At 36.0% G+C, this 26,398-nt stretch carries 26 protein-coding genes, 1 other RNA gene and 1 pseudogene; 9 read left to right on the forward strand and 19 right to left on the reverse strand.

All coding sequences use genetic code 11. The annotated features are described in order from the left end of the window. Positions 1-15: 15 nt before the first annotated feature. The 3 genes from FBT53_RS10535 to FBT53_RS10545 form a co-directional block, all read right to left on the reverse strand. A complete protein-coding gene (locus FBT53_RS10535; RefSeq protein ID WP_136951152.1) occupies positions 16-297 on the reverse strand; it encodes a hypothetical protein in 282 nt (93 codons plus the stop codon). 113 nt (positions 298-410) lie between these two features. Next, a complete protein-coding gene (locus tag FBT53_RS10540; RefSeq protein WP_136951153.1) occupies positions 411-680 on the reverse strand; it encodes a hypothetical protein in 270 nt (89 codons plus the stop codon). A gap of 74 nt (positions 681-754) precedes the next feature. After that, the gene (locus FBT53_RS10545; RefSeq protein WP_136951154.1) at positions 755-1,954 is read right to left on the reverse strand and encodes an NAD(P)-dependent oxidoreductase; all 1,200 of its coding nucleotides are present in this window, start codon (positions 1,952-1,954) and stop codon (positions 755-757) included. A gap of 270 nt (positions 1,955-2,224) precedes the next feature. On the opposite strand from FBT53_RS10545, the gene ssrA reads away from it, so the two are divergent. Further along, positions 2,225-2,625, forward strand: a transfer-messenger RNA (tmRNA) gene (gene ssrA, locus FBT53_RS10550). Positions 2,626-2,858: 233 nt separating this feature from the next. On the opposite strand, the gene FBT53_RS10555 is transcribed toward ssrA, so the two are convergent. Both FBT53_RS10555 and FBT53_RS10560 read right to left on the reverse strand, forming a co-directional pair. Continuing rightward, positions 2,859-3,509, reverse strand: coding sequence for a bifunctional 4-hydroxy-2-oxoglutarate aldolase/2-dehydro-3-deoxy-phosphogluconate aldolase (locus tag FBT53_RS10555; RefSeq protein ID WP_136951155.1), 651 nt, complete (start codon positions 3,507-3,509; stop codon positions 2,859-2,861). A gap of 247 nt (positions 3,510-3,756) precedes the next feature. Further along, positions 3,757-3,942, reverse strand: coding sequence for a DUF3137 domain-containing protein (locus FBT53_RS10560; protein ID WP_136951156.1), 186 nt, complete (start codon positions 3,940-3,942; stop codon positions 3,757-3,759). 8 nt (positions 3,943-3,950) lie between these two features. On the opposite strand from FBT53_RS10560, the pseudogene FBT53_RS16295 reads away from it, so the two are divergent. Beyond that, positions 3,951-4,145: pseudogene (locus FBT53_RS16295) on the forward strand (IS110 family transposase); the annotation flags it as partial. 39 nt (positions 4,146-4,184) lie between these two features. Here the strand turns inward: FBT53_RS16295 and FBT53_RS10570 are convergent. From FBT53_RS10570 to FBT53_RS10580, 3 genes are all read right to left on the reverse strand, one after another. Beyond that, positions 4,185-4,736 carry a DUF4276 family protein gene (locus tag FBT53_RS10570; RefSeq protein ID WP_136951157.1) on the reverse strand — a complete coding sequence of 184 codons (552 nt, stop codon included), beginning with the start codon at positions 4,734-4,736 and terminating at the stop codon, positions 4,185-4,187. Then, complete coding sequence (locus FBT53_RS10575) at positions 4,729-6,081, reverse strand: AAA family ATPase (RefSeq protein WP_136951158.1); 1,353 nt, start codon at positions 6,079-6,081, stop codon at positions 4,729-4,731. The genes FBT53_RS10570 and FBT53_RS10575 overlap by 8 nt, the downstream gene beginning before the upstream one ends. Before the next feature lie 153 nt (positions 6,082-6,234). Continuing rightward, positions 6,235-6,996 (reverse strand): hypothetical protein, encoded by a 762-nt coding sequence (locus FBT53_RS10580; protein WP_136951159.1) that lies wholly within the window; start codon positions 6,994-6,996, stop codon positions 6,235-6,237. Between the two features lie 296 nt (positions 6,997-7,292). Here FBT53_RS10580 and FBT53_RS10585 point away from each other — a divergent pair, with 296 nt between their 5' ends. From FBT53_RS10585 to FBT53_RS10600, 4 genes are all read left to right on the forward strand, one after another. Next, positions 7,293-8,642 carry an IPT/TIG domain-containing protein gene (locus FBT53_RS10585; protein WP_136951160.1) on the forward strand — a complete coding sequence of 450 codons (1,350 nt, stop codon included), beginning with the start codon at positions 7,293-7,295 and terminating at the stop codon, positions 8,640-8,642. Between the two features lie 155 nt (positions 8,643-8,797). After that, complete coding sequence (locus FBT53_RS10590; protein ID WP_136951161.1) at positions 8,798-10,171, forward strand: exonuclease domain-containing protein; 1,374 nt, start codon at positions 8,798-8,800, stop codon at positions 10,169-10,171. Between the two features lie 25 nt (positions 10,172-10,196). Then, positions 10,197-11,261 carry a sensor histidine kinase gene (locus FBT53_RS10595; RefSeq protein ID WP_136951162.1) on the forward strand — a complete coding sequence of 355 codons (1,065 nt, stop codon included), beginning with the start codon at positions 10,197-10,199 and terminating at the stop codon, positions 11,259-11,261. A 133-nt stretch (positions 11,262-11,394) separates the two neighbouring features. Then, complete coding sequence (locus FBT53_RS10600; RefSeq protein WP_136951163.1) at positions 11,395-12,171, forward strand: LytTR family DNA-binding domain-containing protein; 777 nt, start codon at positions 11,395-11,397, stop codon at positions 12,169-12,171. A gap of 98 nt (positions 12,172-12,269) precedes the next feature. Here FBT53_RS10600 and FBT53_RS10605 read toward each other — a convergent pair whose 3' ends face one another. The 3 genes from FBT53_RS10605 to aceB all read right to left on the reverse strand — a co-directional run bounded on the left by FBT53_RS10605 (position 12,270) and on the right by aceB (position 15,544). Further along, positions 12,270-12,452: a hypothetical protein gene (locus tag FBT53_RS10605; protein WP_136951164.1), complete on the reverse strand. Its 183-nt coding sequence runs from the start codon at positions 12,450-12,452 to the stop codon at positions 12,270-12,272. Positions 12,453-12,594: 142 nt separating this feature from the next. Beyond that, on the reverse strand, positions 12,595-13,875 hold the full coding sequence (aceA, locus tag FBT53_RS10610) for an isocitrate lyase (RefSeq protein ID WP_205729042.1): 1,281 nt from the start codon (positions 13,873-13,875) through the stop codon (positions 12,595-12,597). Between the two features lie 67 nt (positions 13,876-13,942). After that, positions 13,943-15,544, reverse strand: a complete 1,602-nt coding sequence (gene aceB / locus FBT53_RS10615) for a malate synthase A (protein ID WP_136951166.1) — start codon at positions 15,542-15,544, stop codon at positions 13,943-13,945. A gap of 128 nt (positions 15,545-15,672) precedes the next feature. Between aceB and FBT53_RS10620 the strand changes: the two genes are divergently transcribed. Beyond that, entirely contained in the window at positions 15,673-17,148 is a 1,476-nt protein-coding gene (locus FBT53_RS10620; protein ID WP_136951167.1) for a helix-turn-helix domain-containing protein, read from the forward strand. Here the strand turns inward: FBT53_RS10620 and FBT53_RS10625 are convergent. The 4 genes from FBT53_RS10625 to FBT53_RS10640 all read right to left on the reverse strand — a co-directional run bounded on the left by FBT53_RS10625 (position 17,145) and on the right by FBT53_RS10640 (position 21,147). Next, positions 17,145-17,921: an aldose 1-epimerase gene (locus FBT53_RS10625; RefSeq protein ID WP_136951168.1), complete on the reverse strand. Its 777-nt coding sequence runs from the start codon at positions 17,919-17,921 to the stop codon at positions 17,145-17,147. The two genes, FBT53_RS10620 and FBT53_RS10625, sit on opposite strands and share 4 nt — an antisense overlap. Positions 17,922-17,923: 2 nt before the next feature. Beyond that, positions 17,924-19,222 carry a M20/M25/M40 family metallo-hydrolase gene (locus FBT53_RS10630; RefSeq protein WP_136951169.1) on the reverse strand — a complete coding sequence of 433 codons (1,299 nt, stop codon included), beginning with the start codon at positions 19,220-19,222 and terminating at the stop codon, positions 17,924-17,926. Between the two features lie 63 nt (positions 19,223-19,285). Beyond that, a complete protein-coding gene (locus tag FBT53_RS10635) occupies positions 19,286-19,867 on the reverse strand; it encodes a Crp/Fnr family transcriptional regulator (protein WP_136951170.1) in 582 nt (193 codons plus the stop codon). Between the two features lie 38 nt (positions 19,868-19,905). Beyond that, positions 19,906-21,147: an FtsX-like permease family protein gene (locus FBT53_RS10640; RefSeq protein WP_136951171.1), complete on the reverse strand. Its 1,242-nt coding sequence runs from the start codon at positions 21,145-21,147 to the stop codon at positions 19,906-19,908. A 3-nt stretch (positions 21,148-21,150) separates the two neighbouring features. Here FBT53_RS10640 and FBT53_RS10645 point away from each other — a divergent pair, with 3 nt between their 5' ends. Next, complete coding sequence (locus tag FBT53_RS10645) at positions 21,151-22,380, forward strand: exo-beta-N-acetylmuramidase NamZ domain-containing protein (RefSeq protein ID WP_136951172.1); 1,230 nt, start codon at positions 21,151-21,153, stop codon at positions 22,378-22,380. Here FBT53_RS10645 and FBT53_RS10650 read toward each other — a convergent pair. From FBT53_RS10650 to FBT53_RS10665, 4 genes are all read right to left on the reverse strand, one after another. Then, entirely contained in the window at positions 22,377-23,648 is a 1,272-nt protein-coding gene (locus FBT53_RS10650; protein ID WP_136951173.1) for an ectonucleotide pyrophosphatase/phosphodiesterase, read from the reverse strand. The genes FBT53_RS10645 and FBT53_RS10650 overlap by 4 nt on opposite strands. 65 nt (positions 23,649-23,713) lie before the next feature. Beyond that, positions 23,714-24,541, reverse strand: a complete 828-nt coding sequence (locus tag FBT53_RS10655) for a sterol desaturase family protein (RefSeq protein WP_136951174.1) — start codon at positions 24,539-24,541, stop codon at positions 23,714-23,716. 74 nt (positions 24,542-24,615) lie between these two features. After that, the gene (locus FBT53_RS10660) at positions 24,616-25,104 is read right to left on the reverse strand and encodes a YkgJ family cysteine cluster protein (protein ID WP_136951175.1); all 489 of its coding nucleotides are present in this window, start codon (positions 25,102-25,104) and stop codon (positions 24,616-24,618) included. Beyond that, on the reverse strand, positions 25,104-25,631 hold the full coding sequence (locus FBT53_RS10665) for a DUF2059 domain-containing protein (RefSeq protein WP_136951176.1): 528 nt from the start codon (positions 25,629-25,631) through the stop codon (positions 25,104-25,106). Before FBT53_RS10665 ends, FBT53_RS10660 begins: the two co-directional genes overlap by 1 nt. A 43-nt stretch (positions 25,632-25,674) precedes the next feature. On the opposite strand from FBT53_RS10665, the gene FBT53_RS10670 reads away from it, so the two are divergent. Next, on the forward strand, positions 25,675-26,385 hold the full coding sequence (locus FBT53_RS10670) for a bifunctional 2-polyprenyl-6-hydroxyphenol methylase/3-demethylubiquinol 3-O-methyltransferase UbiG (RefSeq protein ID WP_136951177.1): 711 nt from the start codon (positions 25,675-25,677) through the stop codon (positions 26,383-26,385). Positions 26,386-26,398 lie beyond the last annotated feature (13 nt).

Here is a 26,398-nt window from a genome sequence, read left to right on the forward strand (position 1 = left end):
CAGGCATTAAAATTATTAATTTACCAAATCTAACTTACTACGCTCCCCATTCATAAAAGCCTCAAAGTTCTTGAAGTTATTTTCTCTGTACTTAAGAGGTGTTTCCTTTGCCACTTCTATTTTACCAGATTCTATGTGTACATTAAAACTGAAAGAAGAAAAATCTCCACTACAATCTTGGTCAAAATGCTCTAATAGGTAACGAAATAGTTTAGGGCGTATAAGATACTCCAACTCTATACGCTTCTTTTCTTGAGCCTCTCTGGTGGTTGGATTATATATCCAATTAATTTTCACTTTTTAATTGTGTTTATCTTGGAACAAAGTACAAAAAATACCCTTATTATCAATTGGTTATAAATCCTAATCGGTAAAGGGATTAATTTTCCCCTTAAAACAACGATGTCTAATTAAAAAGCTACAGGCACTTTACCAAACTCCGCTTTAAAGGCCTTCTTAATTTTTTTCTTGTATTCCTTTGGGGTATCCTTTGCAATACGCACAATTCTCTGGTCCAAGTCTACATCAAAATAGAAACAAGAAAAATCTGTGCAACATTCATCTTCAAAAGTTGCTAGTAATATACGCACGATTTTTGGTCGTATTGCGTACTCCATTTCCCTCTTCGCTTCATAAAAGTCAGCGGAAGCCTCTGGAGATTGAATCCAATTAAAATACATTTGATTAACGTAAAAGAAAGGTCAAATTTACATTTATTTAACATAAATGCAAATTTTTTTATAACTCTTTAAATTTAACCCAACACATAATCAGCAAGATATTGGTATCGCTGCGTTAATTGCCCACCCTTCGTCATCCTTGCTCTTTCTAAGATACCGTCTTTATCATTATTAAAAAAGGCAGGAATTACGTGTGTCATAAATGCTTCTCCAAAGCCCCCACTAGCGTCTCTAGGTAATTCTGCAGGCAAATTATCTACAGCCATTACTGCAATAGCGTCTTTGTGTAAGAAATCTACTTCTTTCTCCGTATGGGCATCATAACCGTAAATGGGTTCTGCAATGGTAGATGGTTTAATGGTACTTGCCACTGGCCCATCTATATCACAACTTATATCTGCTACAACCTTTATCTTAAAATCTGGGTGCTTTGCATCTTCTCTAGTAAATAAGTACGGTGCTCCATCTCCATAAAAATGCCCTGCAATGAACATGTTTGACACTTTTGCAAAACGGAAGAAATTAGATTCGTATCCAGATGGATCATTAAAAAACGCTTGCTTATCCCCATCTGAACCGTCTTTAGGTTTATTATAATCCAATACATCTATCTGGCAATACACGGCCTCTTGATATTCTTTAGTTAAATAGTCTGCAACGCTAACCTCTTTAATACCCATACCATCTAGCATTTCTTTAGCACCATTACCTACTCTGCCCATACCAGTAAGCACAATTTTAATGGCTGGCAATGTTATTTTATTGAGTTCTGTGATTAATGCAGCTTGGTCCTTAAGGTTTTCTGCTTTGGGTAAGTTAAAAGATTGTTCTTTGAGACCAAATGCTCTTATCCCATTATAAGCACCTACAATACCTGCATACCTACCAAAGGCTACTAAACGTTGGCCTTGGGTATTGGTAATTACTTCATGATCATACAATTCTATATTCTTATCTAATATAGCCCTAAGCAAATCTCTATTGTAAGGTTGCTTTTTTATGGTATGCGAAAAGAAAAAGTATTTTTTATTGGGTAGCAATGCATTTATCGGCACTTCTTTTACACCTAAAAGTACATCACAACTTTCCATAGCATCTTGTACCGGCACTCCTGCATCTAAATATTCTTGGTCTGTAAACACCCGAATAGATGACGGCTCTACAACGAGTTGTGCCGCTGGATAGGTTTCCATGACGGTTTGGCATAATTCTGGCGGCAACACTACGCGCTTATCTGGTGGATTTTTACGTTCTTGTATGATTCCGAATTTCATTACAGTTGTGGTATAATTTTTGTCTAAATTACCTAGATTGCTAAGGTTGCACAAACTTTTTAGTTGTTTGGTGAAATACTGTTACCTTTGCGGTCCGTTTTCCCGAAAGGGAAAATGTGCGTTAGGGATTGCGGCTTTGTTGGAGCTCTTCTTTTTACTCTTGAAAAGGATAAATAGAAAGCGACTGCCAAAAGCCCGACCTGCCAAGGCAGGGAACGCCCTACCGTTCTTTGAAAAAAGTGGGCAGTATTTTTTTACTGACTTACTAATGGGGCCGACTGGTTTTGACAGCGAGACCAATGGCGGTGTAAGCATGCCGAGCTATGGGAATGATGCTCGTAAATACAATGTCTCAACTTTTTTAAATGGCGAGTCTAACTACGCTTTAGCTGCTTAATTGACTGAATTATAGTAAGTCCAAGCCTAGTCGCGCAAGGCGCGAAAGCTGAATGTTCCATGGTAGCCCTTGTTGATGGCGACCAGTTTAGGAGCACCATAAAAGTCAACACCGAATTGTTTGTGCTTCGGTAACAATTCTAAACAAAAGAAGCTAAGCTTAAGATAGGCGGTTTTGGGTCGGTCTTAAGTCGAAAAATGAACCAAGACTAAGCATGTAGAAAGCTCAGTTATTTCTTGTTTGGACGAGGGTTCGAATCCCTCCGGCTCCACTTTAAACCCTCGTAAGCCTAATGTTTACGGGGGTTTATTTTTTGCGTTTTTACCTACGGTATTCGAAGGCCTGGGCGGCAGGCTCGCTCCTGCACTAAAAAGGTCTACAAGACCTTTTCTTAACGTTTGGCCGTCCCCGGCTCCACTTTAAAAACCACCTTATGGGTGGCTTTTTTGTTTATTTCTACATTTTAGCACAACTAATTGTACCCGTTGAGGGTTAACAACTGCAATATCATTTTATAGAATTGAAAGTCTGCTCTAGCTTTTCCTTAAAGAGAACTAAATGCGCTTTTAGCCCTAGCCAATCTTCCGCAGCAATTAAATCTGGTTTAAAAAGATTACCCCCCATACCAAATGCCTTTGCCCCTGCTTGGGCAAATGGACTTAGATTATCTATTGTGACACCTGCGGTGGGCATAAGTTCTATTTGGTCTAGTGGAGCCAATACATCTGCTATATATTTTGGCCCAAGCTGGGTTGCAGGAAAAACCTTGACCATTCTAGCCCCTGCTTTTGAAGCAGTATAAATTTCTGTGGGCGAATAAGCTCCAGGAAAGATAGGCACTGCTTTAGCAACACAATGCGCTATAACTGCCATATCTACCACTGGCGATACAATAAATTGTCCTCCTACTGCTACAACTGCATCTACTTGCTTGGCATCTAAAACAGTACCTGCCCCTATATTTAATTGCGTTTTAAAGGTTCTTGCTAATTCTTCAATGATTTGAAGCGCATTCGGCGTATTCATGGTAATTTCTAAATTAGTAAACCCAGCATCAGCATATACTTCTGCAATCTGCATTACTTGTTTTACTGTATACCCCCTAAGAATACCAACCACAGGTGTTTTTTTAAAAAGGGATTCTGAAAAAGAACTCATTTGGTATATTTTATATTTAAACGTACATGGCTTGCTCTAGCTCCAAACAATTAACAGGTTCTAACCCGTGCTTTATAAGAAACCGAAGAGAACTAATGTAAACAAGTCCTAAAAGAACAACAACCAGAGTCTTTCTATACAAATTTTAAAACATTGCAAACCCAATAAGTAAAGGGTTCAAAGTAAACAGTGTACAGTTTTTATCTAGTAGTTGTGGATTATAAGGTGAAGTATTTCTAAGGAATTACTATGCTTTTGTCCAAATACGATTGCTAATATTAAGCTCTGTAATTAAATTCTGAACTACATTTAAGTCCTCCTTAATAGCTTCTAGAGAATTTACTTTAACTACTTTCTCTTCTACCGTAATGTTCTCAAAAAAGTCTTTGTTCATTGGTACCGCTAAATATAACTTACCATTTTTTAACGTCATAGATAAATCTTTTGTTTTTATGCGCTTTTTCAGCTTGTAAGTACAACAAACAATGCAAAGCAATCTATGAACGCATAGTAGCTAAGGGAAAAAGCAAAAAACTTGCTTTGATAGCGGTATGCAACAAGCTTTTGAAACAGGCTTTTGCTATTGCAAAATCCGGAATACCTTACGATGAGAAATATGTGTCGAAATTGAACTAAAAGAACTTGTTTTTTAACTCAGTTCTTTGTTGGGCACAGTTATTTTTCAAATTCCAAGTAATTACATTCAACTCCATTCAAGCTATCGACAAAACTTTTAAAACTTGGTGAAGCATTATAAACAGTTGGTTTGTCTATCTTACCCAATAATTCAACTCCGTCAATAACTTTATTATATGAGCCTTTTATTTTTTTAATGACAGAAGCGCCACTTAAACCATCAGTAGATTCGGGTTTATTTTCAATATCGTCAATTAACTTATAATCGGCTAAAATCCAATTTTCAATCATTTTATCAGCAAATCCTATTCGTAAATCTTGGTCAGTTATTCCTTCATTTTCTAACGCATTTTGTAATAGACCACATAATTCGTTAGCAGATTCATTTCTGTTTTCTCGGTCAACTAATATTATTATCGGATAATGTCTATTTCCAAATAGTCTAATTAAAGAGGCAACTTTTTTAGCAATTGCTTCTATAGTAACTCCATTCCCATTCAAATTTGTTCTTTGAACAGGTTTACCTGGGCAAATTTTTCCAATAAATGATTGTTCGGTATGACCGTCTACTATAAAGGCTGGATTAGGCATTTTGAATTGAATTTGAGAAGTAAAAATGACCTAAACCAAAACCAGAATTTGATATTTCGTCTTTTACTAGCTTTAAGTTTTTAATTCTTCTTGCAGTTGTTCTCCCATCTACTAAATCAACTATTATAACCTCCTCTGGTTTTGATGAGTTCAACAATGATTCACTATGTGTTGTCATTAAAACGAAAGAATTAGAGTTTTTTTCTGATAAGTGGTCTCTCATTATTTGAGCAATTTCTGCTTGCATCCAAGGGTGTAAGAAATTTTCAGGCTCTTCTATTGAAAAGATGGTTTTTGAAGTTAGAATTGCCGTAATTAAAGAAAGCCATTTAATTGTGCCATCCGACATGGCAGAAAGAGGTAAGATTGCACTATAATCTCCAGTTTCGATTGAAATTTTAACAATTAACTTATTGTCAAAAGGGTCGTTTTCAATATCTAAATCGGTTATAGTATTATTTGCAAGTTTTAAATAGGATTTAACTTTTTGTAATGTTTCAGGTTTAAAACTCCTTTCAGGCCTATCATACCCAAAAAATATTCTGCGCATATTTTCAGTTTTAGGCTTACTCTTTTTCATTGCATAAAGAGTGGTCGCAAGACCAGAACCATCTCTCTTAATTTCTGCTGGGGTTGCTGCATCTTCACTTTCTTTGACTTTACTTGGCACAACGTTAAATGTTTCTCCACCTACCAAATCACTAATCAAGACCTCTGAAAATTCTATAAATGGAAAAAGACAATATATTATTGGCTTTACGTTTGGATTTTGTTCTAGAGCAAATTCTTCAAGTCTATTAATAAAGTCTGATTTACTTTTATTTTCATTAATCAAAAATCGAGGTTTGAATTTTCTTCTATCGAGATTTAGAATTTTTACAGAGCTGGATTTTGAATCTTCATTTTCAAAAACAATATCTAAATCCCATTTTGACTTGTAAAACTTTGCATCGGGATTTGCCCAAAATTTTGAGGCAGTTCTAATTTTTATTCGTTGGTTAGAATAGAAAATGGTATCCTTTTCGAATGACGTTTTGATTCTTGCTTCATATTCATAAACAATGTACTGTTTTGAAGAGTGCTTTTTTGAACCAAAAATCTTGAACGAAATATTATCCTGATAATTTTCTTCTCCGATTTTTTTGAAAATCGAACCAGCACCACCAACGGTACTTACCGCCTTTGCTACAGGGTTTTTTACTAGTTGGGATAAAAATTCAAAAAATAATATAATATTCGTTTTTCCAGCACCATTTGGTCCTACGAGAATATTAAGTCCACTATTGAGATTTAATGAAAAATCCGATAGTGATTTGAATCCATCAACTTTTATTTTTGTTATCATATTCTTTTAATTGTGCCCAACGGTTCGTGTATGATTAGTTGCGGACTTTTCCAACGGAAAATGTTCGCCCGTAATAAAGATAATTGATTGCAGGAAATTCACTTTTTGAATTTCCGACCGCAATTAATTATACACCGTGTTGTAGTGCGTTTTTTAATACGTCCCGTTCATCTCGAATCCCATGTCCGATATTTTATAAATTCCTTTAGTAATCGGTGATTTTGTGTTTTCATATTCATCGATTACGATATGTCCAAGTCTTGCTGCAAAGAATTCATAGTCTGTTTCAGCAAACATGTAGATGAAATCTCGAACTGGGAAAACACAGTAAATGGGCCAACCTATTATATCTTCAACTTTTTTCTTTAATTCAGTCGATAAAAGCAATTCCGATTTAAGATAAAAGTCCGTGTCGAAAAAAATTAATGTGTGACCATGAATATCTTGAATTTCTATATCCGCTTGGTCCAATTCATTGTTTAAATTTATTTTAGATTGATTGATTATCTCGGTTGCATTAAATTTTAATTTGTCCACATGCCATTTCGTTATCCAATGCACTAATTCTGTCTTATAGTAAACGAATATTTTACTGAGGTTTTGGTCAAATCCCTGATGGAATATATCAGCCTTTTTAAAGCAATCATTTGGAACAAGGGACTGATAAATATGATTCTTTGCTTTGTCCCAAGTAGGTATTTCTTCCTGCCCATTTATCAAACCATTTATTATTGTGTCCACAGTATAGAAGTCCCCATTCGATTCATAATCTCGAATAGAGTTTTCTAAATGGATTTTATATTCAGAAGAGTCCTTCGGTATATAGATAAATCCATCATCATCGATTCGGGCAATTTCCAATCCATATTTTTCGATTTCTTCTTGGAATCTTTTGAATACTATGTGTTCTTTCAATTCGGATGATTTTTACAAAATGCACTACAACAATTCAATATCCGTCATAGCTAACGCATATCTCTTTTGCATAAAACTAGCTATTTAATTAAAACCAAAACATTCTTTTTATCAACATATTAAAAAACTTGCGCTTAAATTAAGCCATAGCATTACGGTATACCTTCTGTTTTCTAAACCTTCAAGCTACCTACTGTAATCATCCAAATAAGAAGAAAACAACCACTCACAACTAAAGCCACAACAAAACAATAATGTTAACGTTAAAAATTTTTAATTAATTATAACTAACTAAAATGACGATTAAAAATTACTTTTCTATTTTTTTATTTGTTGCGGTTTTAATTTCTTGTTCTTCTGATGAAGACAATGACACCGAAACCGTAAACCAACCAGTACCGCCAACCGAAGTCACGCTACAAGCCTTTGAACAACCTTATGCCTATGTCAATGATCAGGTAACTCTTGTAGGTACCAATTTTACCACCAATGCAAGTGAAATTAAAGTCTTGCTAGATGATATTGAGGCCACACTTATTTCTGCTACTACTACCAAACTTACTTTCACCATACCTGCAGGAACTAGCGCCAGCCCTTTTGTTGCTATTGAAATGCCAAACACAAACGTTTCTTACGCAGACACCTACCAACCTATTGCCGTTGTTGATAATACCAAAGGTGAATGGATTACCTATCCATTCTATTTAGAAGCTATTAACGCAGTAAGAAACATACAAGCCACTGGCAAAGAGGAAATATATTTTTCTACCGAAGCCAAAAGAGAAGAAGGTGGTGGAACTGGTATAATGAAAGTGCACAATACCTTAAATGGCGGTGTTTCTATTGCATTTTTTAATCAGGCTTATGCTTTTACCGAGGAAAATGGCGACTTTTTGGTTGGTCCGCAAGGGGGTGAATTCCTTCTAGGCTCAAATTATCTATCTTATCTAAAAGCTGATGGCACACAAACCATTTTTGAGGATTTTCCCAGTAATGTAAATTCTTGGACAAGAGGTTTGTTTGTTGATGAAAACGAACAAACTATAATTATAGGTTCTGCAGAAGGTAGAATCTACAAGTCTACAAACGGTGCACAATCTTTTGACATGATACATTCCAGAGAAAGCAATACTTATGAATTTTTGAGCTTTTACGCCCATTCTGAGAATCAAATATGGCTAGCAGGTTACACCTTTCCTTTTCCAGAAAACCTAGATTACTATCCCGCCAAACAATTAAGACTTAAAGATGGAGTATGGCTAGATAGCGCCGTTGAAATAGACCCCGGAAATAGAACAAGGGAAAGGATAGAGCGTATTAAGTTTATAGATGGCGTTACGGGCTATGCTTCTGCTTACATTGTAGATTTGGATACTGGAGCAGAGAAATATGTTTTAATAAAATCTATTGATGGCGGCGATAGTTATGAGATTGTACTAGAAGAAGATACCCGCATAGACGATTTCACCTTTAAAAACACCAACGAAGGTTGGTATGCTTCTGAGAACGAAATATTTGCTACCACAGATGGAGGCAGCTCTTGGCAACTAATGCATACCTCTTCCACTTCTTGTAAAGGTATTTTATATAATGATGGTATTTTATGGGTAATTACCGATGGTAAATTATTGAAATACTATTTCTAAAATTCTAGCAAACACTTTTAAACTCCTTGTAAATCCTTACAAGGAGTTTTTTATGCGCTTTTGGGAACTGACTTAGATAAGCATCCGTTTTTAGTTTTTAACATGGGCGAACACTAATTCTTTTTAATTTTAAGAACTAAAAGGAAAGGGTAGCTTTGTACACGGTAATAGATGTTGAAACAACAGGTAATGGATTAAGAGGTAATAAAATTACTGAAATTGCCATCTTTAAAACCGATGGCACCGTAATTTTAGAAGAATTCACCTCTTTAGTGAATCCAGAACAGCCCATTCCCTACCACATTACAGCGCTTACCGGTATAGATGATGCTATGGTGGCTAATGCACCAACGTTTGCAGAAATTGCTCCACAAATTCTAGAAATTACCAAAGACACTATTTTTGTTGCGCACGCTGTAAACTTTGACTACGGGGTTATTAAAGAGGAGTTTAAACAAATGAATCAGGATTTTGTGCGTAAAAAGTTATGCACAGTTAGGTTAAGTAGAAGGTTGACCCCTGGATTTAATTCGTATAGCCTAGGAAAATTATGTTCTAGTCTTTCTATTCCTTTAACAGACCGCCACCGAGCTAGAGGGGACGCCCATGCAACGGTATTACTATTTCATTTGTTGTTAGAAAAATCAGAAGCACCAGGAGTGGTAACATCATTTCTAAATTCTAAAAGCCAAGAAGCCACCTTACCACCACATTTAAATCATGCAGAAGTAGAAAGAATTCCTGCAAAACCAGGGATCTATATTTTTTACAATCAGAAAAGAGAAATTATATACGTAGGCAAAGCTAAAAACCTAAAAAAAAGAGTTCTTGGACATTTTTATGATAAAAGTGAACACGAGATTATGCTTTGTAGAGCAGTTGCCCATATTGATTTTGAGCTTTCTGGGAGCGAATTTTTAGCCTTGTTAATGGAGAGTCATCGCATTAAAAAACACTTTCCAAAATTCAATAGAGCACAAAAAAGAAAAGACCAGCAATTTGCTATTTTCTACTATGAAAATAGAGCTGGCATTTTACAATTGGGCTACAACAATCTAAAATTGGTAGCTGCGCCTTTAGTAGTTATGAACAATCCTACGGCTTGCAGAGATTTACTGTATCAGCTAGCAGAAGATTTTAAACTGTGTCCTAAATATTGTCAGCTACGGCAAGGAGCAGCAATCTGCAAAGACATTCCCATCAGTAATTGCGAAGGTATTTGCGCAAAACAAGAAGCAATTAGCGCGTATAACGCCAAAGTAAAAAAGGCTATTGCTCATCTTAAAGCCACCGCAGAAGAAGCTGTAATTCCGCTACCTGGCAGACATGAAGAAGAACAAGGTTTTGTTTTTATAGAACAAGGACAATATCGTGGTTATGGTTTTATACCTAAAGACCAAAATATTAGCAATACTGCTGATTTAGAAGCTTTTTTAATTCCGCAACAAAACACCATTGAGGCGAGACAAATTATTAATGCTTTTAGAAATAAAGTAGAATTTATACCAATTGCACAACTTTATGTTTAACTTACCGTAGGTAATGTCCTAAAATATGTTGTTCAAAAATTCTAAGCCCTATACTGGTTTTGATGATAAATATTTTGTCTTAGCCGCTATTTTCTTGAACACCCAAATACTTCTTTCCTTATTTTACCAAGGCGCTCTATATGCTTTACCCTTTAGCACTTATTTAAAAAAATGGGTAGAATATGGTGGCATTACCCTTTTATTGATAGGGGTTTTACGTGTGGCATATTTTATTCAATTAAAAAAATATCCTGGGTATCAAAACCGCAACAAGAGATGGCTAACTTTACCCCTATTGCTTATTCCTTATAGCATTATCTTAGGGGGCTACCTTATTTTTATAGAACCTTACATAGGTAATGAGCTGCCTGGTTACCAACAACCTACCATGCAAACGCTTTTAATAAATGGTATAGTGCTACTCATCTGCAATGTAAGTCTATATACAGTACTTATCTATATTTACCAGTTAAACAAAAGTAAAATTGATGCAGAAGTATTGAAACGAGAAAATGCAATCGCCCAATTGAAAGCATTACAGCAACAAATGGACCCACATTTTTTGTTTAACAGCCTTAATACAATGGTTTATTTAACAGAGAATGACCATGCAAAGAGCATAGAGTTTTTACACAAACTTGCTTTTCTTTACAAGAGAATGGTTTCACAAAACAATAAAAACCTCATCTTTTTAAAAGAAGAACTAACCTATATAGAGGCTTACGCTAGTTTGTTACAAATTAGGCATGGAACTAATTTAGATTTTGTACAAAAAATAGATAATGACTTACACGCCACCTACGTGGTACCAATGGCCTTACAAATAGGGATAGAGAATGCGGTAAAACACAATGCTGTTTCTAAAAAGGAAAAATTGGTAATTACCATATACAATACCGATAAACACCTAATCATCAGAAATAATATTCAACAAACGAACAAAGCGGCAGAAAGTACGGGACAAGGTTTAGAAAATATAGCAAAGCGGTATCAGCTAGTCTGCAAAAAGAATATAGAATGGCATAGAGATAATAGGTATTTTGAATTAAAAATTCCTATTGTAAAAAGCTTAACAGAGCTTGTTGTATAATGTTAAATCGTAATAGTGCTTAGCATACCTCCTTAGGCTTATGTATTTTGCACTTGGTTACAATAAGTAGTTAATTTACATATTATAACAGCAGACGATTTTAATTTAGAATGATTGATTATTTTAGCAGTTGATGGTAGATTCTCTAAAAATTGTAATTGTAGAAGATGAGCCTATTTCCACGGCTTATCTAAAAAAGTTAATAAGAGATACAAGAAAACCACATAGTATTGTGGCAGAAATAGATTCTGTAAATGACGCTTTACAGTTCTTTGGAGTGGCAGAAAATTTTGATTTGGTGTTCATGGACATACATTTGGGAGATGGCACTTGTTTTGAAATTTTGAATGCGGTACAAATTAAAAAACCCATTATCTTTTGCACTACTTTTGATACCTATGCCATTGATGCCTTTAACTACAATAGCTTGGATTATATTCTAAAACCACCAAAATTAGAAGACATACAAGATGCCTTGAACAAATACTGGTCTTTAAAGGCTATTGAACGCCAAAGTTATGTACAACGTACAGACCAAATGGTAAGTTCTTTTACACCTCCCAGTTACAAAAAGCGTTTTTTAATTAGAAATGAAAATAGAATAACACTAATAGAAACTAAGAATATTTTCTGTTTTTATTCTGATAATAGCAGTACCTATTTGGTAGAAAAGTGTGGTGCGAAACATTTGGTAGAATATACGCTGGATAAACTAGAAGGACTATTACACCCAGAGTACTTTTTTAGAATTAATAGAAAAGTGACCATCTCTATTGATGTAATACAATCTGTTAAAGACTATCCCAACCATAGGCTATTGATAGAACTAGAAAACGATTTTGATTTGGATTTAGTAGTGAGCAGAAACAGGGTAAAGGATTTTAAAAATTGGCTAAAGGGGATTCCTTAAGAACTATTTTTTCATCTTTTTATACATTCTTGCTACAAATATGAGCCAAACGACAAATACTATAGCTACGATAATGGAATACACTAGAATAAAATCCATTATTCATTGAGTTTAAAATAAATCATAAATCCTAATATTGTAGGTGCCCAAAAAGCAATAAATATTGCTTCTAATTTTTCTCCTCTTAAAAAAAGAATTTCTGACACTACAATAATTGAGAGCACTACTACTAGCATAATGCAGTTCATTACGCCTAGTTTTTCAATAAATTCTTTGAACATAACAGTTACCCGTCTATTTTCATATTTGAATATACACATTACCTTGCATAAAATGTTAAATTTTTTTAGTTTTATTTAACATATTAAGGATTAAGCAAAAAAAGCCCCAAAACTTGGGGCTTTTCGCAATAAATACAACAACCTACATAAACTGAGCCGTCTCCGTGCTCCCCTCCATGGCTACCGTAGAAGCCTTACCGGAGGTTACCGTATTCTGCACCGCATCAAAATAAGTGGTGCCAACAAAAGCTTGGTGTTTTACAGCTCTAAAGCCATGCTTTTGTAATGAGAATTCTCTTTCTTGGAGTTCTGAGTACCCTGCCATACCTCTTTCTTTGTACGCCTTGGACAACTCAAACATACTGGTATTTAAGGCATGGAAACCAGCAAGGGTAATAAATTGAAATCTATACCCCAAAGCAGCTAATTCCTCTCTAAAAGTTTCCATTTCTGGAACACTCAATTTAGAGGCCCAGTTAAATGATGGAGAACAGTTGTATGCCAACATTTTTCCAGGAAACTTAGCATGGATGGCTTCTGCAAATTTTCTAGCCTCCTCTAAGTTTGGGGTAGAAGTTTCTAACCAAATTAAATCTGCATAAGGTGCATAACTCAATCCTCTATCTATGCCTTGCTCCAAACCATTTTTTACGTAAAAGAAACCTTCTGGAGAACGTTCTCCTGTTACAAACTTCTTATCTCTGTCATCAATATCACTCGTTAGTAAATTTGCGGCATCAGCATCTGTACGAGCAATTATAATAGTGGGTACATTCATAACATCTGCTGCCAATCTTGCTGCAATAAGCTTATTCACCGCCTCTTGAGTAGGCACCAATACCTTACCCCCTAAGTGTCCGCATTTTTTAGCAGAACTTAATTGGTCTTCAAAGTGTACACCAGAAGCTCCATTTTCAATCATCCCCTTCATCAACTCAAACGCATTTAAATTCCCTCCGAATCCTGCTTCTGCATCTGCAACTATAGGTACTAGATAATCTTTTTTATCTTCTACCCCATTTACCGTCTGTATTTGGTCTGCACGTAATAGTGCATTATTTATACGTTTAACCACCATCGGCACACTATTAGCGGGGTAAAGAGATTGGTCTGGGTACATTTCTCCCGCAAGGTTAGCATCTGCTGCTACTTGCCATCCACTTAAATAAATAGCTTCTAAACCTGCTTCTACCTCTTGTATTGCTTGGTTCCCCGTTAACGCACCTAAACCAGCTACCCAATCTTGGCTATTTAATTTTGTCCACAATTTCTCTGCACCCAACCTTGCCACAGAATAATCAATATCATAAGAACCTCTTAGATTAATTACCTCCTCTGCGGTATATGGTCTTTCTACTCCTTTCCATCTTGGATTAACCGTCCAATCTGTTACCAATTGTTGGATCTTTTCTTTTTTTTCCATAATTTTAATTTTTCGAAATTGATATCTATCCCAAGATGTGTTCGCCCACGCTTGGGATTTTTTTTGTTTAAATGATTTCTGTATACGCTTTTAATGTTAAGAATTCTTGAAATTCTCTATTGGTCACCAATTCATCAAACAGCTCAAAGGCTTTATTAAATTGTGTGCTATGCATATTGGCTTCGCCCACCAAATGCTTAATCTTTTCTTTTTCCTCCTTAAAAATGGTCTCGTATAATTCCTTTTTAAAGCTACGACCATCATCTAGCCTAACATTATACTTTAACCACTGCCAAATCTGAGTTCTAGAAATTTCTGCAGTAGCTGCATCTTCCATTAAATTGTATAATGCTACACAGCCCTGCCCACACAACCAGGATTCTATATAAAGTATGCCAACATTGATATTTTTTCTAATACCTTCTTCTGTAATGCTACCTTTAGGAATGGCAATTAAATCTTGTTCTGTGATTTGCTCACCCGCTCTCATTACATGCATTTGGTTATTACTAGGCATGTGTTTATTGAATACCTCTAGTGCTATTGGCACTAAAGCTGGGTGAGCCACCCAAGTACCATCATGACCATTCTTAACCTCTCTTTCTTTATCTGCACGCACCTTTTCCATTGCTTTTTCATTAGCAGACGGATTATTTTTAATTGGAATTTGTGCCGCCATACCACCGATAGCTAAAATTCCTCTTTTATGACAACGTTGAATTACACGTTTAGAATAGGCATCCATAAAGGGCGCCGTCATGGTTACCTGGTCTCTATTGGGCAAAATAAATTGAGGGTGATTTCTAAATTTTTTAATGTATGAAAATATGTAATCCCAACGGCCACAGTTTAGTCCTACAATATGGTTTTTAAGCTCATAAATAATTTCATCTAATTGAAAACTAGCTGTAATTGTTTCTATTAAAACAGTTGCTTTGAAGGTACCTCTAGGCACTTTTAAATAGTTTTCTGCATAGGTAAAAACCTCATCCCACCATCTTGCTTCTAAATAATGCTCCAATTTTGGCAGGTAAAAATAGGGTGCACTGCCTTTTTCTAACAGCACACGTGTGTTATGAAAAACATACAAGCCAAAATCTATTAAACTAGCAGAAGCTTCCTCACCATTAACTAACAAATGACTTTCATCTAAGTGCAATCCTCTTGGTCTAACCAATAAGGTCGCCGGATTTTCATTAAGCTCATACTGCTTACCTTTCTTGCTATCATAAAACTTAATAGTGCCTAAGTTAGCTTCTAATAAATTCTGCTGTCCTAACATGCAGTTGTACCAAGTTGGCGCATTGCTGTCTTCAAAATCTGCCATGAATGTGGTTGCCCCAGAATTGAGAGCATTAATGACCATCTTTCTATCTACAGGACCAGTAATTTCTACTCGCCTATCTTGCAAATCTTTTGGTATGTGCGGCACTTGCCACTCCATATTTCTTGTTTGCTCTGTCTCTACCGGAAACGTAGGAAACTCGCCCGCATCTAATTTTGCCTGCGCCTTGACGCGCTCTTGCAACAATTGCAATCTGGCCTTGTTGAATTTGCTATTTAACGCAATCAAAAAATCCAAGGCACCATCTGTCAATAATTCTGGATAATAGTTTTTAACGTTATCCGCGAACTGAATTTCCGAAGTGGTCATCATACTTTCTTCCATGACTTCTTTGTTTTTGTTGCAACAAGAATAGATCAAACTTTGAAACAAAACAAGCGAACGTTCGCCATTTTTATATTTTTCGCTATTTTTAAATAATTCGCAAAAAATTGTACTTTTGATTAAGAATAATGGAAGAAGAGTATATAAAACTGATTTTTGGACTTAAGTTGAAGCAGCTTCGACTTAAGAAAGACTTGTCTTTGTTTGGCTTAGCAAAGCTTACAGGACTTTCTAAATCCTACTTAAACGAGATTGAAAAGGGAAAAAAATATCCGAAAACGGATAAAATCATTCTACTAGCAGAGAAATTAGAAATCCCTTATGACAGTCTAGTTTCCCTTAAATTAGATAAGAATCTAGCACCGGTTGGTCAGCTATTTCAATCTAAAATATTAAAAGAAATTCCGCTCGACTTATTTGGTGTAAAGGAGCGCGACTTAATAGAAATAGTTGCTAATGCCCCTACAAAGGTCAATGCTTTTATCAGCACCATCATAGAAATTGCTAAACAATACAACTTTGGCAAAGAGAGCTTTTACTTAGCCTCTTTACGCTCTTTTCAAGAAGCGAATAATAATTACTTTCCAGAATTGGAACAGGCTGTTGTAGATTTTGCCAAAGCGTACCATGTAGATTTAGGTAAGAGCGTTTCTTCTAATGAACTAGAAGAAATATTGGTAGAGGAATACGGTTACACTATAAATAATGATGATTTAAATAAACATAAAGAGTTAGATTCTTTGCGTTCCGTCTTTGTACCAAAAACGAAAACTCTTTTAATCGCTAGCCATATAGATGAACCACAACGTACATTTATCTATGCTAAAGAACTTGGCTATAATTACTTAAAAATAACAGAACGCCTCTATACTTTTAGTTGGATAAATTTTGACCATTTTGATCAAGTACTGAACAACTTTTACGCTTCTTATTTTGCGGGCGCATTACTAATCCCTAGAAATTTGCTGAAGCAACAGATTGACCAAATGCTAGCTAAAACAGCGTTTGACAAATCTTTTTTATCTGAAATACGTAGTAATTATAATGCGTCTCCAGAATCTTTATACCAACGATTAACCAATTTGCTACCCCACGATTACCAACTAGAGAACTTATTTTTTCTACGATTTTCTCATACCAAGGGTAGCACGCGTTATGATATTACTAAGGAATTGCATCTTACCCATCAGCATTCTCCTCACGGGAACCAGACGAATGAAAAATACTGCCGCAGATGGGCTTCTATACGGGTTTTAAAAGACATTGCCACCCAGAACGAGGAACATATTATGGATTTACAAGTGTCTCATTACCCAGATGACCAATTGTCCTATCTTATTTTGGCTTCTGCCACCAAAGACCCCTTTAAAGAAAGTCAATACCGCAGTGTAAGTATTGGATTGCAAGTTACCGATACATTAAGCAAGAAAGCTAAATTTTTAAAAGACCCTGCAATTAAACAAATGAATGTTGGGGTCACCTGCGAGCGCTGTTCTATTGCTGACTGTGCTGAGCGAGCTGCGGCCCCTATTTACTTACAAAACCGTGCAAAACACCAAGAAACTGCACAGGTAGTGCGGCAATTGCAACAAAAATTTAGTTAACTACTAGGTGTTAACTTAACCGAAAAATTCACTGGAGCATGCAAGTGCTCAAACCCCTCATGCAATTGTGATTGTGGCACAGCGTATGGGTAAAAACTTATGGGTTCTATACACACCATGTTACGCACCTCTGTCCAACACATAAAATTTCCAAAACCCGTAGTAGTAATTGTAAGCTCCTTAGCGTCTTTGAGCGTAATACTACTGCAGTTTGGCACTTCCAGAGCTCTACTGCCTACTGCTAAAACCTCATCTAAAGTAATTGTGGTATCCCCTGCTATTATTCTTGGGTCTGTAGTATGTATATTAAATGCAGGATGATACCCTAGCATGTAAGGCATATCTTTATCACCTTCTACTAAAAAGCTAATCAAGACTCCTTCTTCCGTAAGTTCTATGGTTTTAGTAAACTTGAAATCATAAGGCCAAACCAAAAATTTGCGATTGCTTTTTTCTGGATATTTACTATTTTCTATCGGCGTCATTGCCTTATATTCTTTGACAAAAACAGCTTTTGTAGCGTTTGCCTCTTGTAGCTGATACGGAAACTGACGCAATAAACCATGTTGGTCCTGTATGGCTTGCCCTTTATTTACCTGAACCATAAATCTAGCTTCATTCACAGGACCTATAATAGGGAACATTTCTGTATCTGTGGAGCCCCAACCTGGACTTCCTTTTTGATGCATAAATTCGTGCTCAGAAACTTTATAGCTTACTAATTCTCCTTTATCTATCTGTACAGACTGTGTTCCTAATGTTAATGTTGTCATTTTTAGTATTGATTGATGAGTCTATAAATTAAAACTGCCGTTCTTTTAGTCAATGCTTCAAAGGTATTAAGATTTACGGTTTCTTCTGGGGTATGTGCCCCTGTACCCATAGTTCCTAAACCGTCTAAACAATCTACATAACTTGCCACAAAAGAGACATCTGCGGCTCCACGCTTACCTGGGTCATAAGCAACTACTTCTCCTTGGTCCAAATCCAAACTAACTTGATTAAGAGTTGCTAATAATTGTTGATTACCTACCGTAGGCTGCATGGCTGGGTAACTGTCTTTAAACGTAATCTCTGCCGTTGTTTGTGGCAAATTTTCTTTGACAATGGCGCGCATTTTATCTCTTGCTCTTTCTTTCTGCTCTTCAGAAATAAAACGTAATCCACCACGTACTACTGCAGATTGCGCAACCACATTTGTTTTACCAAATGCATCTCCTTTCCCTGTTTTTGTGTCATAATTTAAAAAGGTACCCCCTAAGAGCACACCAGGATTAAAGGTTAATAAATCTTCTCCTTTTACTTCTGTATAAAACTGATGCAATATTCTAGACATTTCAAAAATGGCCCCAGCACCAACACTTTCATTAAATATTCCCGAAGAATGGGCACGTTTACCCGTAACTTCTACTGCCCAGCCAGATGAACCCCTCCTTGCCACAGTAGCATAATTAAACCCTGTAGAAGTTTCGAACCCCAAAGCAACATCGCTACGCTTTGCTGCATCAACTAAATCTTTGCGGCTAACCGATAAAGGACTACCTGTACTTTCTTCGTCCCCAGTAAAAGCAACAATTACCTGTGCATCTCCTAATAAACCATTTTCATGTAATGCTTTTAAGGCATATAACACTATTACGTTACCGCCCTTCATATCGTTACCACCTGGAGCATGGGCTATAGAATCATTTACCATGGTAAAAGTTTGGAAAGGACTGTCTTCTTCAAAAACCGTATCTAAATGCCCTATAAGCAATACTTTTTTGCCCTTTTTTCCGCTAGTTTCTGCAAACAAATGCCCTGCTCTATTCATTTCTTCTGGCATAGCTATCCATTCCGTTTTAAAATTGATAGCATCAAAAGCTTCCTTAAAAACTTTACCTACCTTTTGCACGCCTTTTAAGTTTAACGTACCGCTATTAATATTTACTACCTCTTCTAAAAATTGTAATGCCTCTGAATTATTTTTTGCAACCGTCTTTACTAGCTTTTTCTCTGTTTTGGTTAATTGTTGCGCTTTTAGCATGTAGCACCCTAAAAGTACTAACATGGTTATAAGTGTATTGGTTTTCATGTTGTATTGTGTTAGTTCCTTAAAGTTAAGCTATATCCTGTTAGCACATAAAAGTTACTTTTACTACTCTAAACTATTCTCTTTTTTAAATCGACTTAAAAACTCGTGCGTAATACCAAGGTAGCTAGCAATTTGCTTGTCTGTAAGTTTAGCCGCTATTTCTGGATACGTAGTTATAAAGTATCCATAGCGTTCCCGGGCGGTTTCACAATGATTTCGTATCAACCTGCGTTGCCATGCTACAATAGCTTTTTGAAACATCACCCTAAATAATTTTTCTACTACAGGGTATGCCTCATACAACGCTAATTTATCCGTTTTTGAAATGAAAAGGACTTCACTATCTTCTAGCGCTTGCACATTAAGATTAGATGGTGTATTGTTCATAAAACTATCAATATCCATTAACCACCAATTTTGTACAGCAAAATAGAGTGTACTCTCATTCCCTTTTTTATCTAAGGTAAAAACTCTGAAACAACCAGAAACTACAAAGAACTCCTGATTAACAATACTGCCCTGGGTAAAAACAAATTCTTTTTTCTGATATTTTTTTAGTGTGAAAGCATCGCAGATAGCTGTTGATTCTTCTTCTGTAAGTTGAACCGAATTTTTAAAATGTTGTTCTAAAAGGTAGTGTCCCATTTAAAAAGCAAGATACTAAGTTTAGTGCAACTCCAAACCTACTCAAACTTAATGGCTTTAACAGGCGCTATTTTGGAGATAGCGTAAGACGGAATAAGTAACATAAGTAAACAAAGTACCATAACTCCTACATTTAAAATAATAATGGTAGGCACATCTATAGATACTGGAATATATGTAACGTAGTATTCTTCTGGATTCGGGAATTTTAAAAACTGAAATCTATTTTGAAGGTAAATTAGACCTAAGCCCAGTAAATTTCCCCAGAACAATCCTAAAAAAATAAGATAGGCAGCATTGATTAAAAACATTTTTCTGATGCTCCAGTTGCTAGAACCCAAAGCCTTTAAAACCCCAATCATGGGCGTGCGCTCCAAAATAAGGACCAACAAAGCCGTTATCATATTAATGCCCCCCACTATAATCATGATACCTATAATAAGAGCAATATTAAAATCGAACAGTGGTAACCATTCAAAAATTTTGAAATACTTGTTTTTAATATTTTGTGTATCTAAAGTGGACAGGGTTTTATCGTAAATCTCTCCTGTTTTTTGCTCCAGCTTATCAAAATCATCTAAAAAAAATTCAAAATGTCCAATCTGGTTTTCATTCCAACGATTCATACGTTGTATATGCCTTAAATCAACCAAAATGTAAGAGGCGTCTAATTCCTCAAAACCACTTTCATATATACCTTTAACGGTAAATCTGCGGTTATTTGGTGGTCTAGATGGGTCTCCTTCTTTAAGAAAAATAGCAAGAAATGTATCTCCTACCTTTAATTCTAATTTTTGAGCAAGTACTTTAGAAAGTAATGCTTCTTGGTTTAGTTCTCCAGAGAAATTTGGTAATTTGCCTTCCACTAAGAATTCATTAAAAGAATCCCATTTAAAATCTGCGCCAACACCTTTAGCTAAAATACCTTCAAAGGTTTTTTCTGTACGGATTATGCCTGCCTTAACCGCAACAGCTTGTACGTGATTTACACCTTCTACCGAGGTAAATTCAGGATAAAAATCTTGTTGTAAGGATAGGGCTTCTACAGAAACATCAGAACGATTGTTATCATAGTTATATATCTGAATATGCCCATTAAAAGCCGCTATCTTTTCCCTAATCTTTTCTTTTAATCCCGCGCCACTAGCAAGGGCAATCAACATCATCACCACCCCAATTGCAATTGCCGCAATTGCAATTTTAATGATTGGAGCAGAAATACTACTTTTATCTCCCTTGCCTGTAATTAGACGTTTGGCAATAAATAACTCTAAATTCAACGAATGCCATTTTTATTTCAATTCAAATGTACAGTTTTATGGTTTAGTTGTGTGCTGATGGCATGCGGACAAGCAAAAAAAACGGAGGATATAACAATAACACCTATAAAAACAGTAAAAGATACCAGTTTGGTTTTAGCTGCCAACCAAACAGAAGCTTATTTACCTCTTTTGAAAGACAAAAAAGTAGCCTTGGTGGCAAACCCAACTTCTGTAATTTTTAAGAAAGATGGTAGCTACACCCATTTGGTCGATTCTCTTTTAGCGCATAAAATTCAACTACAAAAAGTATTTGCCCCTGAACATGGTTTTAGGGGAAATATAGATGCAGGCGAGGTAGTTAAGGACGGTAAGGATACCAAAACAGGTCTCTCCTTAATTTCGTTATACGGAAAAAACAAAAAACCTAGCCCAACCCAATTGCAAGATATAGATGTTGTTTTGTTTGATATACAAGATGTTGGAGTACGCTTTTACACCTACATTGCCACTTTGCAATTAGTTTTAGAAGCTTGTGCAGAAGCTGATATTCCTGTTGTGGTATTAGATAGACCTAACCCTAATGCCCATTACATAGATGGCCCTACCATGGAAGCAGAACACACTAGCTTTTTAGGGATGACAGAAATACCCTTGGTATATGGAATGACTATTGGAGAATATGCCAACATGATTAATGAGAAAGGATGGTTAGCCAAAGGAATTAAGGCGAAACTTACCGTTATCCCTTTAAAAAACTACACACATACCACAGCATATTCCTTACCTATACGTCCTTCTCCAAACTTACCTAACGACCAAGCCATACAGTTATATCCTTCTTTAGGATTGTTTGAGGGCACAAACATAAACGCAGGTAGAGGCACGGAACATCAGTTTCAACGGTTTGGAGCCTCTTTTTTAGATAGTACGCAGTTACATTTTTCATATACACCACAACCCAATTTTGGGTCAAAATTTCCTAAGGAAAAGGGTAAAAAATGTTATGGCATGGATTTATCTAATACTCCAAGATTGAATAAGGTTAGTATGGAATATCTAGTAGCAGCTTACAACCATTGCCTTGCTAAAGAAAAGTTTTTTTTAACCAACTCATTTACCAAGCATGCAGGCACTAAAAAATTACAAAAACAATTAATGGATGGACTTTCCGCTACTGCAATACAGGCAAGTTGGCAACCACAAATAGCGGATTTTAAAAAAATAAGGGCGAATTATTTGTTGTATCCTTAGTCTATCAACATAGGTTCTAAGACTTCTAATTTACCATCCACAGGCATTAGCATCTTTAATCCTAATAATTCTGCGACTAGGGGATAAATATGGATATTCTCTACAGGAGCTAGAGTTGTATTCTTTCTGATTCGTGGACCTTCTACATACAAAATACCACCCATTTCTTTTATTACGAAGGGGTCGAACCCGTGCGTACCTTCAATCCTATCAAATTCTCTTTTATTACTTTCTGTATGCGTAAAGGTATAAGGGGGTTCCGCAATTAGGACTAAATCCCCAATTCTACTGTTTTTATTAAAATTGAGGTAAACTGGAACCGCTTCTCTCTCATAGGTAAGAAAACCTTTTTGTGCATTTAACTTAGTTAGATACCGCTGTTTTTCTTCTTCTGATTTAGTATAAATCATTCCCACGGGACCACCAAAAAATTGGTCTTTAGGCACGTCTATATAATCTTTTACATTGATAAGATTCTTAATTTCTGCCATACCGTGGTCAGACGTAACAATTAAATAAACTGGCAAACCAGATGCAGCTATCCCTCCTCTTAAAGCTCCTATTTGCTCATCTACATATTGTACTGCCTCCTTTGTTTCTTTGCCATTAGGACCGAATCTATGCCCTTGGGTATCTACCAAAGAAAAATAGAGTGTTATCATATGCGGGCGTTGACTTTCTGGTAATTTTAACCAATCTAACACACGTTTTACCCGTAAATCGTACGGCAATTTTTTATCGTACTGGTAATAGTATTTAGGATGCAAACCATTTACATTAGCCTCACTACCAACCCAAAAGAAAGAAGCCGCAACCATGCCTTGCAACTGTGCTAAATTCCAAAGCGGCAATCCACCGTACCAACTACCATCTTCCACAGCATTTCTATTACCAATACTATATTTTTTTTTGGTTTTTGTATCAATAAAAGAATTGGCTACAATACCATGATGCTGCGGATATAATCCTGTGGCTAACGTATAATGGTTTGGAAATGTTTTGGACGGAAAGGATGGCAATAAACGCTGTACACTTGATCCTTGCTGTGCCATTTTTAGAATATTACTGGCATTATGCTTTTCTGCATAATCATACCTAAAGCCATCTAAAGAAACCATAATCACGTAAGGTTTCTCTTGAGCACTGCTGGTATTTTCTATACTATTGGCAATTATTTCTTTGGCCAAAACCTCATCATACGTTTGGTTTTGTGCTATTCCTAAAAAATGTATCGCTAGTGCACCATAAACGAATAAAATCCACTTCATTACCAACTTAATTTAAGCCAGTGAAACTACAAAAAACAATGTAATCTTTGGGTTAAGAATAGGGTTTAACCAGTTGTTGGTTTGCGGTATTTATGAAATGGTTGTTTTAAGAGCCCTTTAATGCTGCTATTCTCTTTTTCATCTGGAAAAGTATCCACACCATATACAATCTTTTCTCTGTCTAGTTCCATGTAAGTACCGAAAACACGGTCCCAAATAGAAAATATATTCCCATAATTAGAATCGGTGTAAGGCAACACATAATGATGATGCACCTTGTGCATGTCTGGGGATACCAGAATATAACTTAGTAATTTATCCACTCGTTTGGGCAAGGATATATTAGCATGATTAAATTGAGAAGACACCACAGACAAACTTTGATATAGCATTATAATGCCTACAGGAGCACCTACAAGAAACACACCTATTAGCGTAAAAATATAACGTATAAAACTCTCTAACGGATGATGCCTATTGGCGGTGGTAGTATCTACATGATGGTCTGAGTGATGCACTAAATGCACCATCCACAAGGGCTTAACCTTGTGTTCCACTAGATGAGCCGTATACGCACCTATTAAATCTAAGAGCAATACCCCCAAAACTACATATAGCCAGAGCGGCATTTCTGGTAACCAATTTATAATTCCAAATTTATTTTCAATGGTCCATCTAGAGGCTTTCAAAAGCAAAAAAGCTAAGGGAAAATTGACGACTATAGTAGTTAAAGTAAAAAATAAGTTGGGCAATGCATGCCTCCATTTTTTGTAACCAACGGTAAACAGTGGCAAAATCCCTTCTAGAATCCAAAAAAACGTAATACCACCTACCAAAATTAAGGTACGGTGTAAGGAGGGTATGTTTTCAAAATAGGTAATAACACTTTCCATGGCAGTTTAGATTGGTGTTCTTTAACAAGATACCAAAAAAATAAATTTACCGAGATTACTCTTAATTAACATGGCTACAATTTAGCCTTCATGGCTTCTACAATGTTATAAGCCGCTGGGCAAATAGCTACGTTTTTAAGGGTAAGATTACTAATTTGATGAAATTTTTTCCGGTCTGTATGCGGAAACTCCCTACAGGCTTTAGGACGGACATCATAGATAGAACAAAAATTATCTGCCCCTAAAAAAGGGCAAGGTAGCTGTTGTAATACATAATCATTATCTTCATCTATACGCAGATAATTTTCAATAAACACAGAAGGCTTTTGTCTAAAAGATTTGGCTATCCGTTCTACATCTGCATTTGTAAATAAAGGACCAGTAGTTTTACAGCAATTGGCGCACGTTAAACAATCTGTACGTTCAAACTCCTCTTGATGTAAATCTGCCATAACATAATCTAAATCCTTAGGCGGCTTTTTTTTAAGCTTGGCAAAGAATTTTTTATTCTCGTTATGTTTTTCGCGTGCTTTCTGTGGTAATTCTTGTAAAATATGTTCCATTATTCTCCTTGCAAGAGCAGCACCGCAGTTTGGTACAAATCCTTACTCCAATATTCAGACACCGCGGCAATTTCCTTAGTTAGCGCTGCTTTTTTTTCGTTTAGTTTTTGACCAACAGGTGAATAAAAGAAGTCTTGTATCGTGTTGCGTTGGTCTTCTGTCAATTCTTCTTTATTTGCTACAAGCTGTTTACCTGTATCAGAAGTGTAAAAACTAAACATCTGATTCAGCTCTTCTTCCGTAAAATGCTGAATGTAAATGGGCGCTAACAAATCTTTAATTTCCATCAACGCTTTTGGTTCGTTTCGTTCTAAAAAAGTCCAGCCATTTTTGTTAGCTTCCGTTTTAGGGTATTGCTTTTCCATCAAAATCAAAAGTTGTTGGTAAGCATCTGCGTATTGCCGCATAGTGCCATTGGCTTCTAGGTAGGTGCCAACTTGCGTTACAACTTTATTTTCTTGGGCCCTAATTAATGCTGGCATACACGCCATAACAAAAAGGATTACGGTAACTTTGAACTTTTTCATAGCTATTGTCAATGGTTCTTGAACGCAAAATACAAATAAAATTATGTCAGATGTATTTGGTAATGCCCTTTTAGATTATCAGCAAGGTAATTACTCAGAAGACATTACCACACACTCTTCTTTAGGCGATACAGACTGTATGCCTTTACCTTATATTTTTAGGGATTTTAAAGCAATGCCTACCATTGAACAGAAAGCTTTGCATCTTGCTGAAGGCAAAATTTTAGACGTAGGGTGTGGCGCTGGCAGTCATAGCTTATGGCTACAAGAACAGGGTAAAGAAGTGGTGGCTCTAGACGTATCTAAAGGCGCTATAGCAACAAGCAAAGCAAGAGGGGTAAACAGCACATTTTGCACAGACATTCTTAATTATAACGATGATAAATTTGACACCATAATGCTATTGATGAATGGTATTGGGCTTGCTGGCACTCTTACTAATTTACCAAAATTCCTATCGCACTTAAAATCACTTTTAAAACCAAACGGACAGCTACTTTTAGATAGTAGTGATATCATTTACATGTTTGATGCTGATGAAGACGGTGGTTATTGGGTTCCTGGAGATGGAGATTATTATGGCGAAATGGAGTTTGTAATGGAGTACGAAGGAAAAAAAAGCAAGCCTTTTCCTTGGCTCTATGTAGATTTTAACACCTTACAGCGAACCGCTCTTTACTGTGGCTTGACTGCGGAGTTGATAGTTGAAGGGGAGCATTACGACTATTTAGCTAAACTTACGGCAGTACAATAATAGATTGCCGTAA

The organism is Flavobacterium sp. ASW18X (assembly GCF_005144745.1).
Lineage (GTDB): Bacteria > Bacteroidota > Bacteroidia > Flavobacteriales > Flavobacteriaceae > Croceivirga.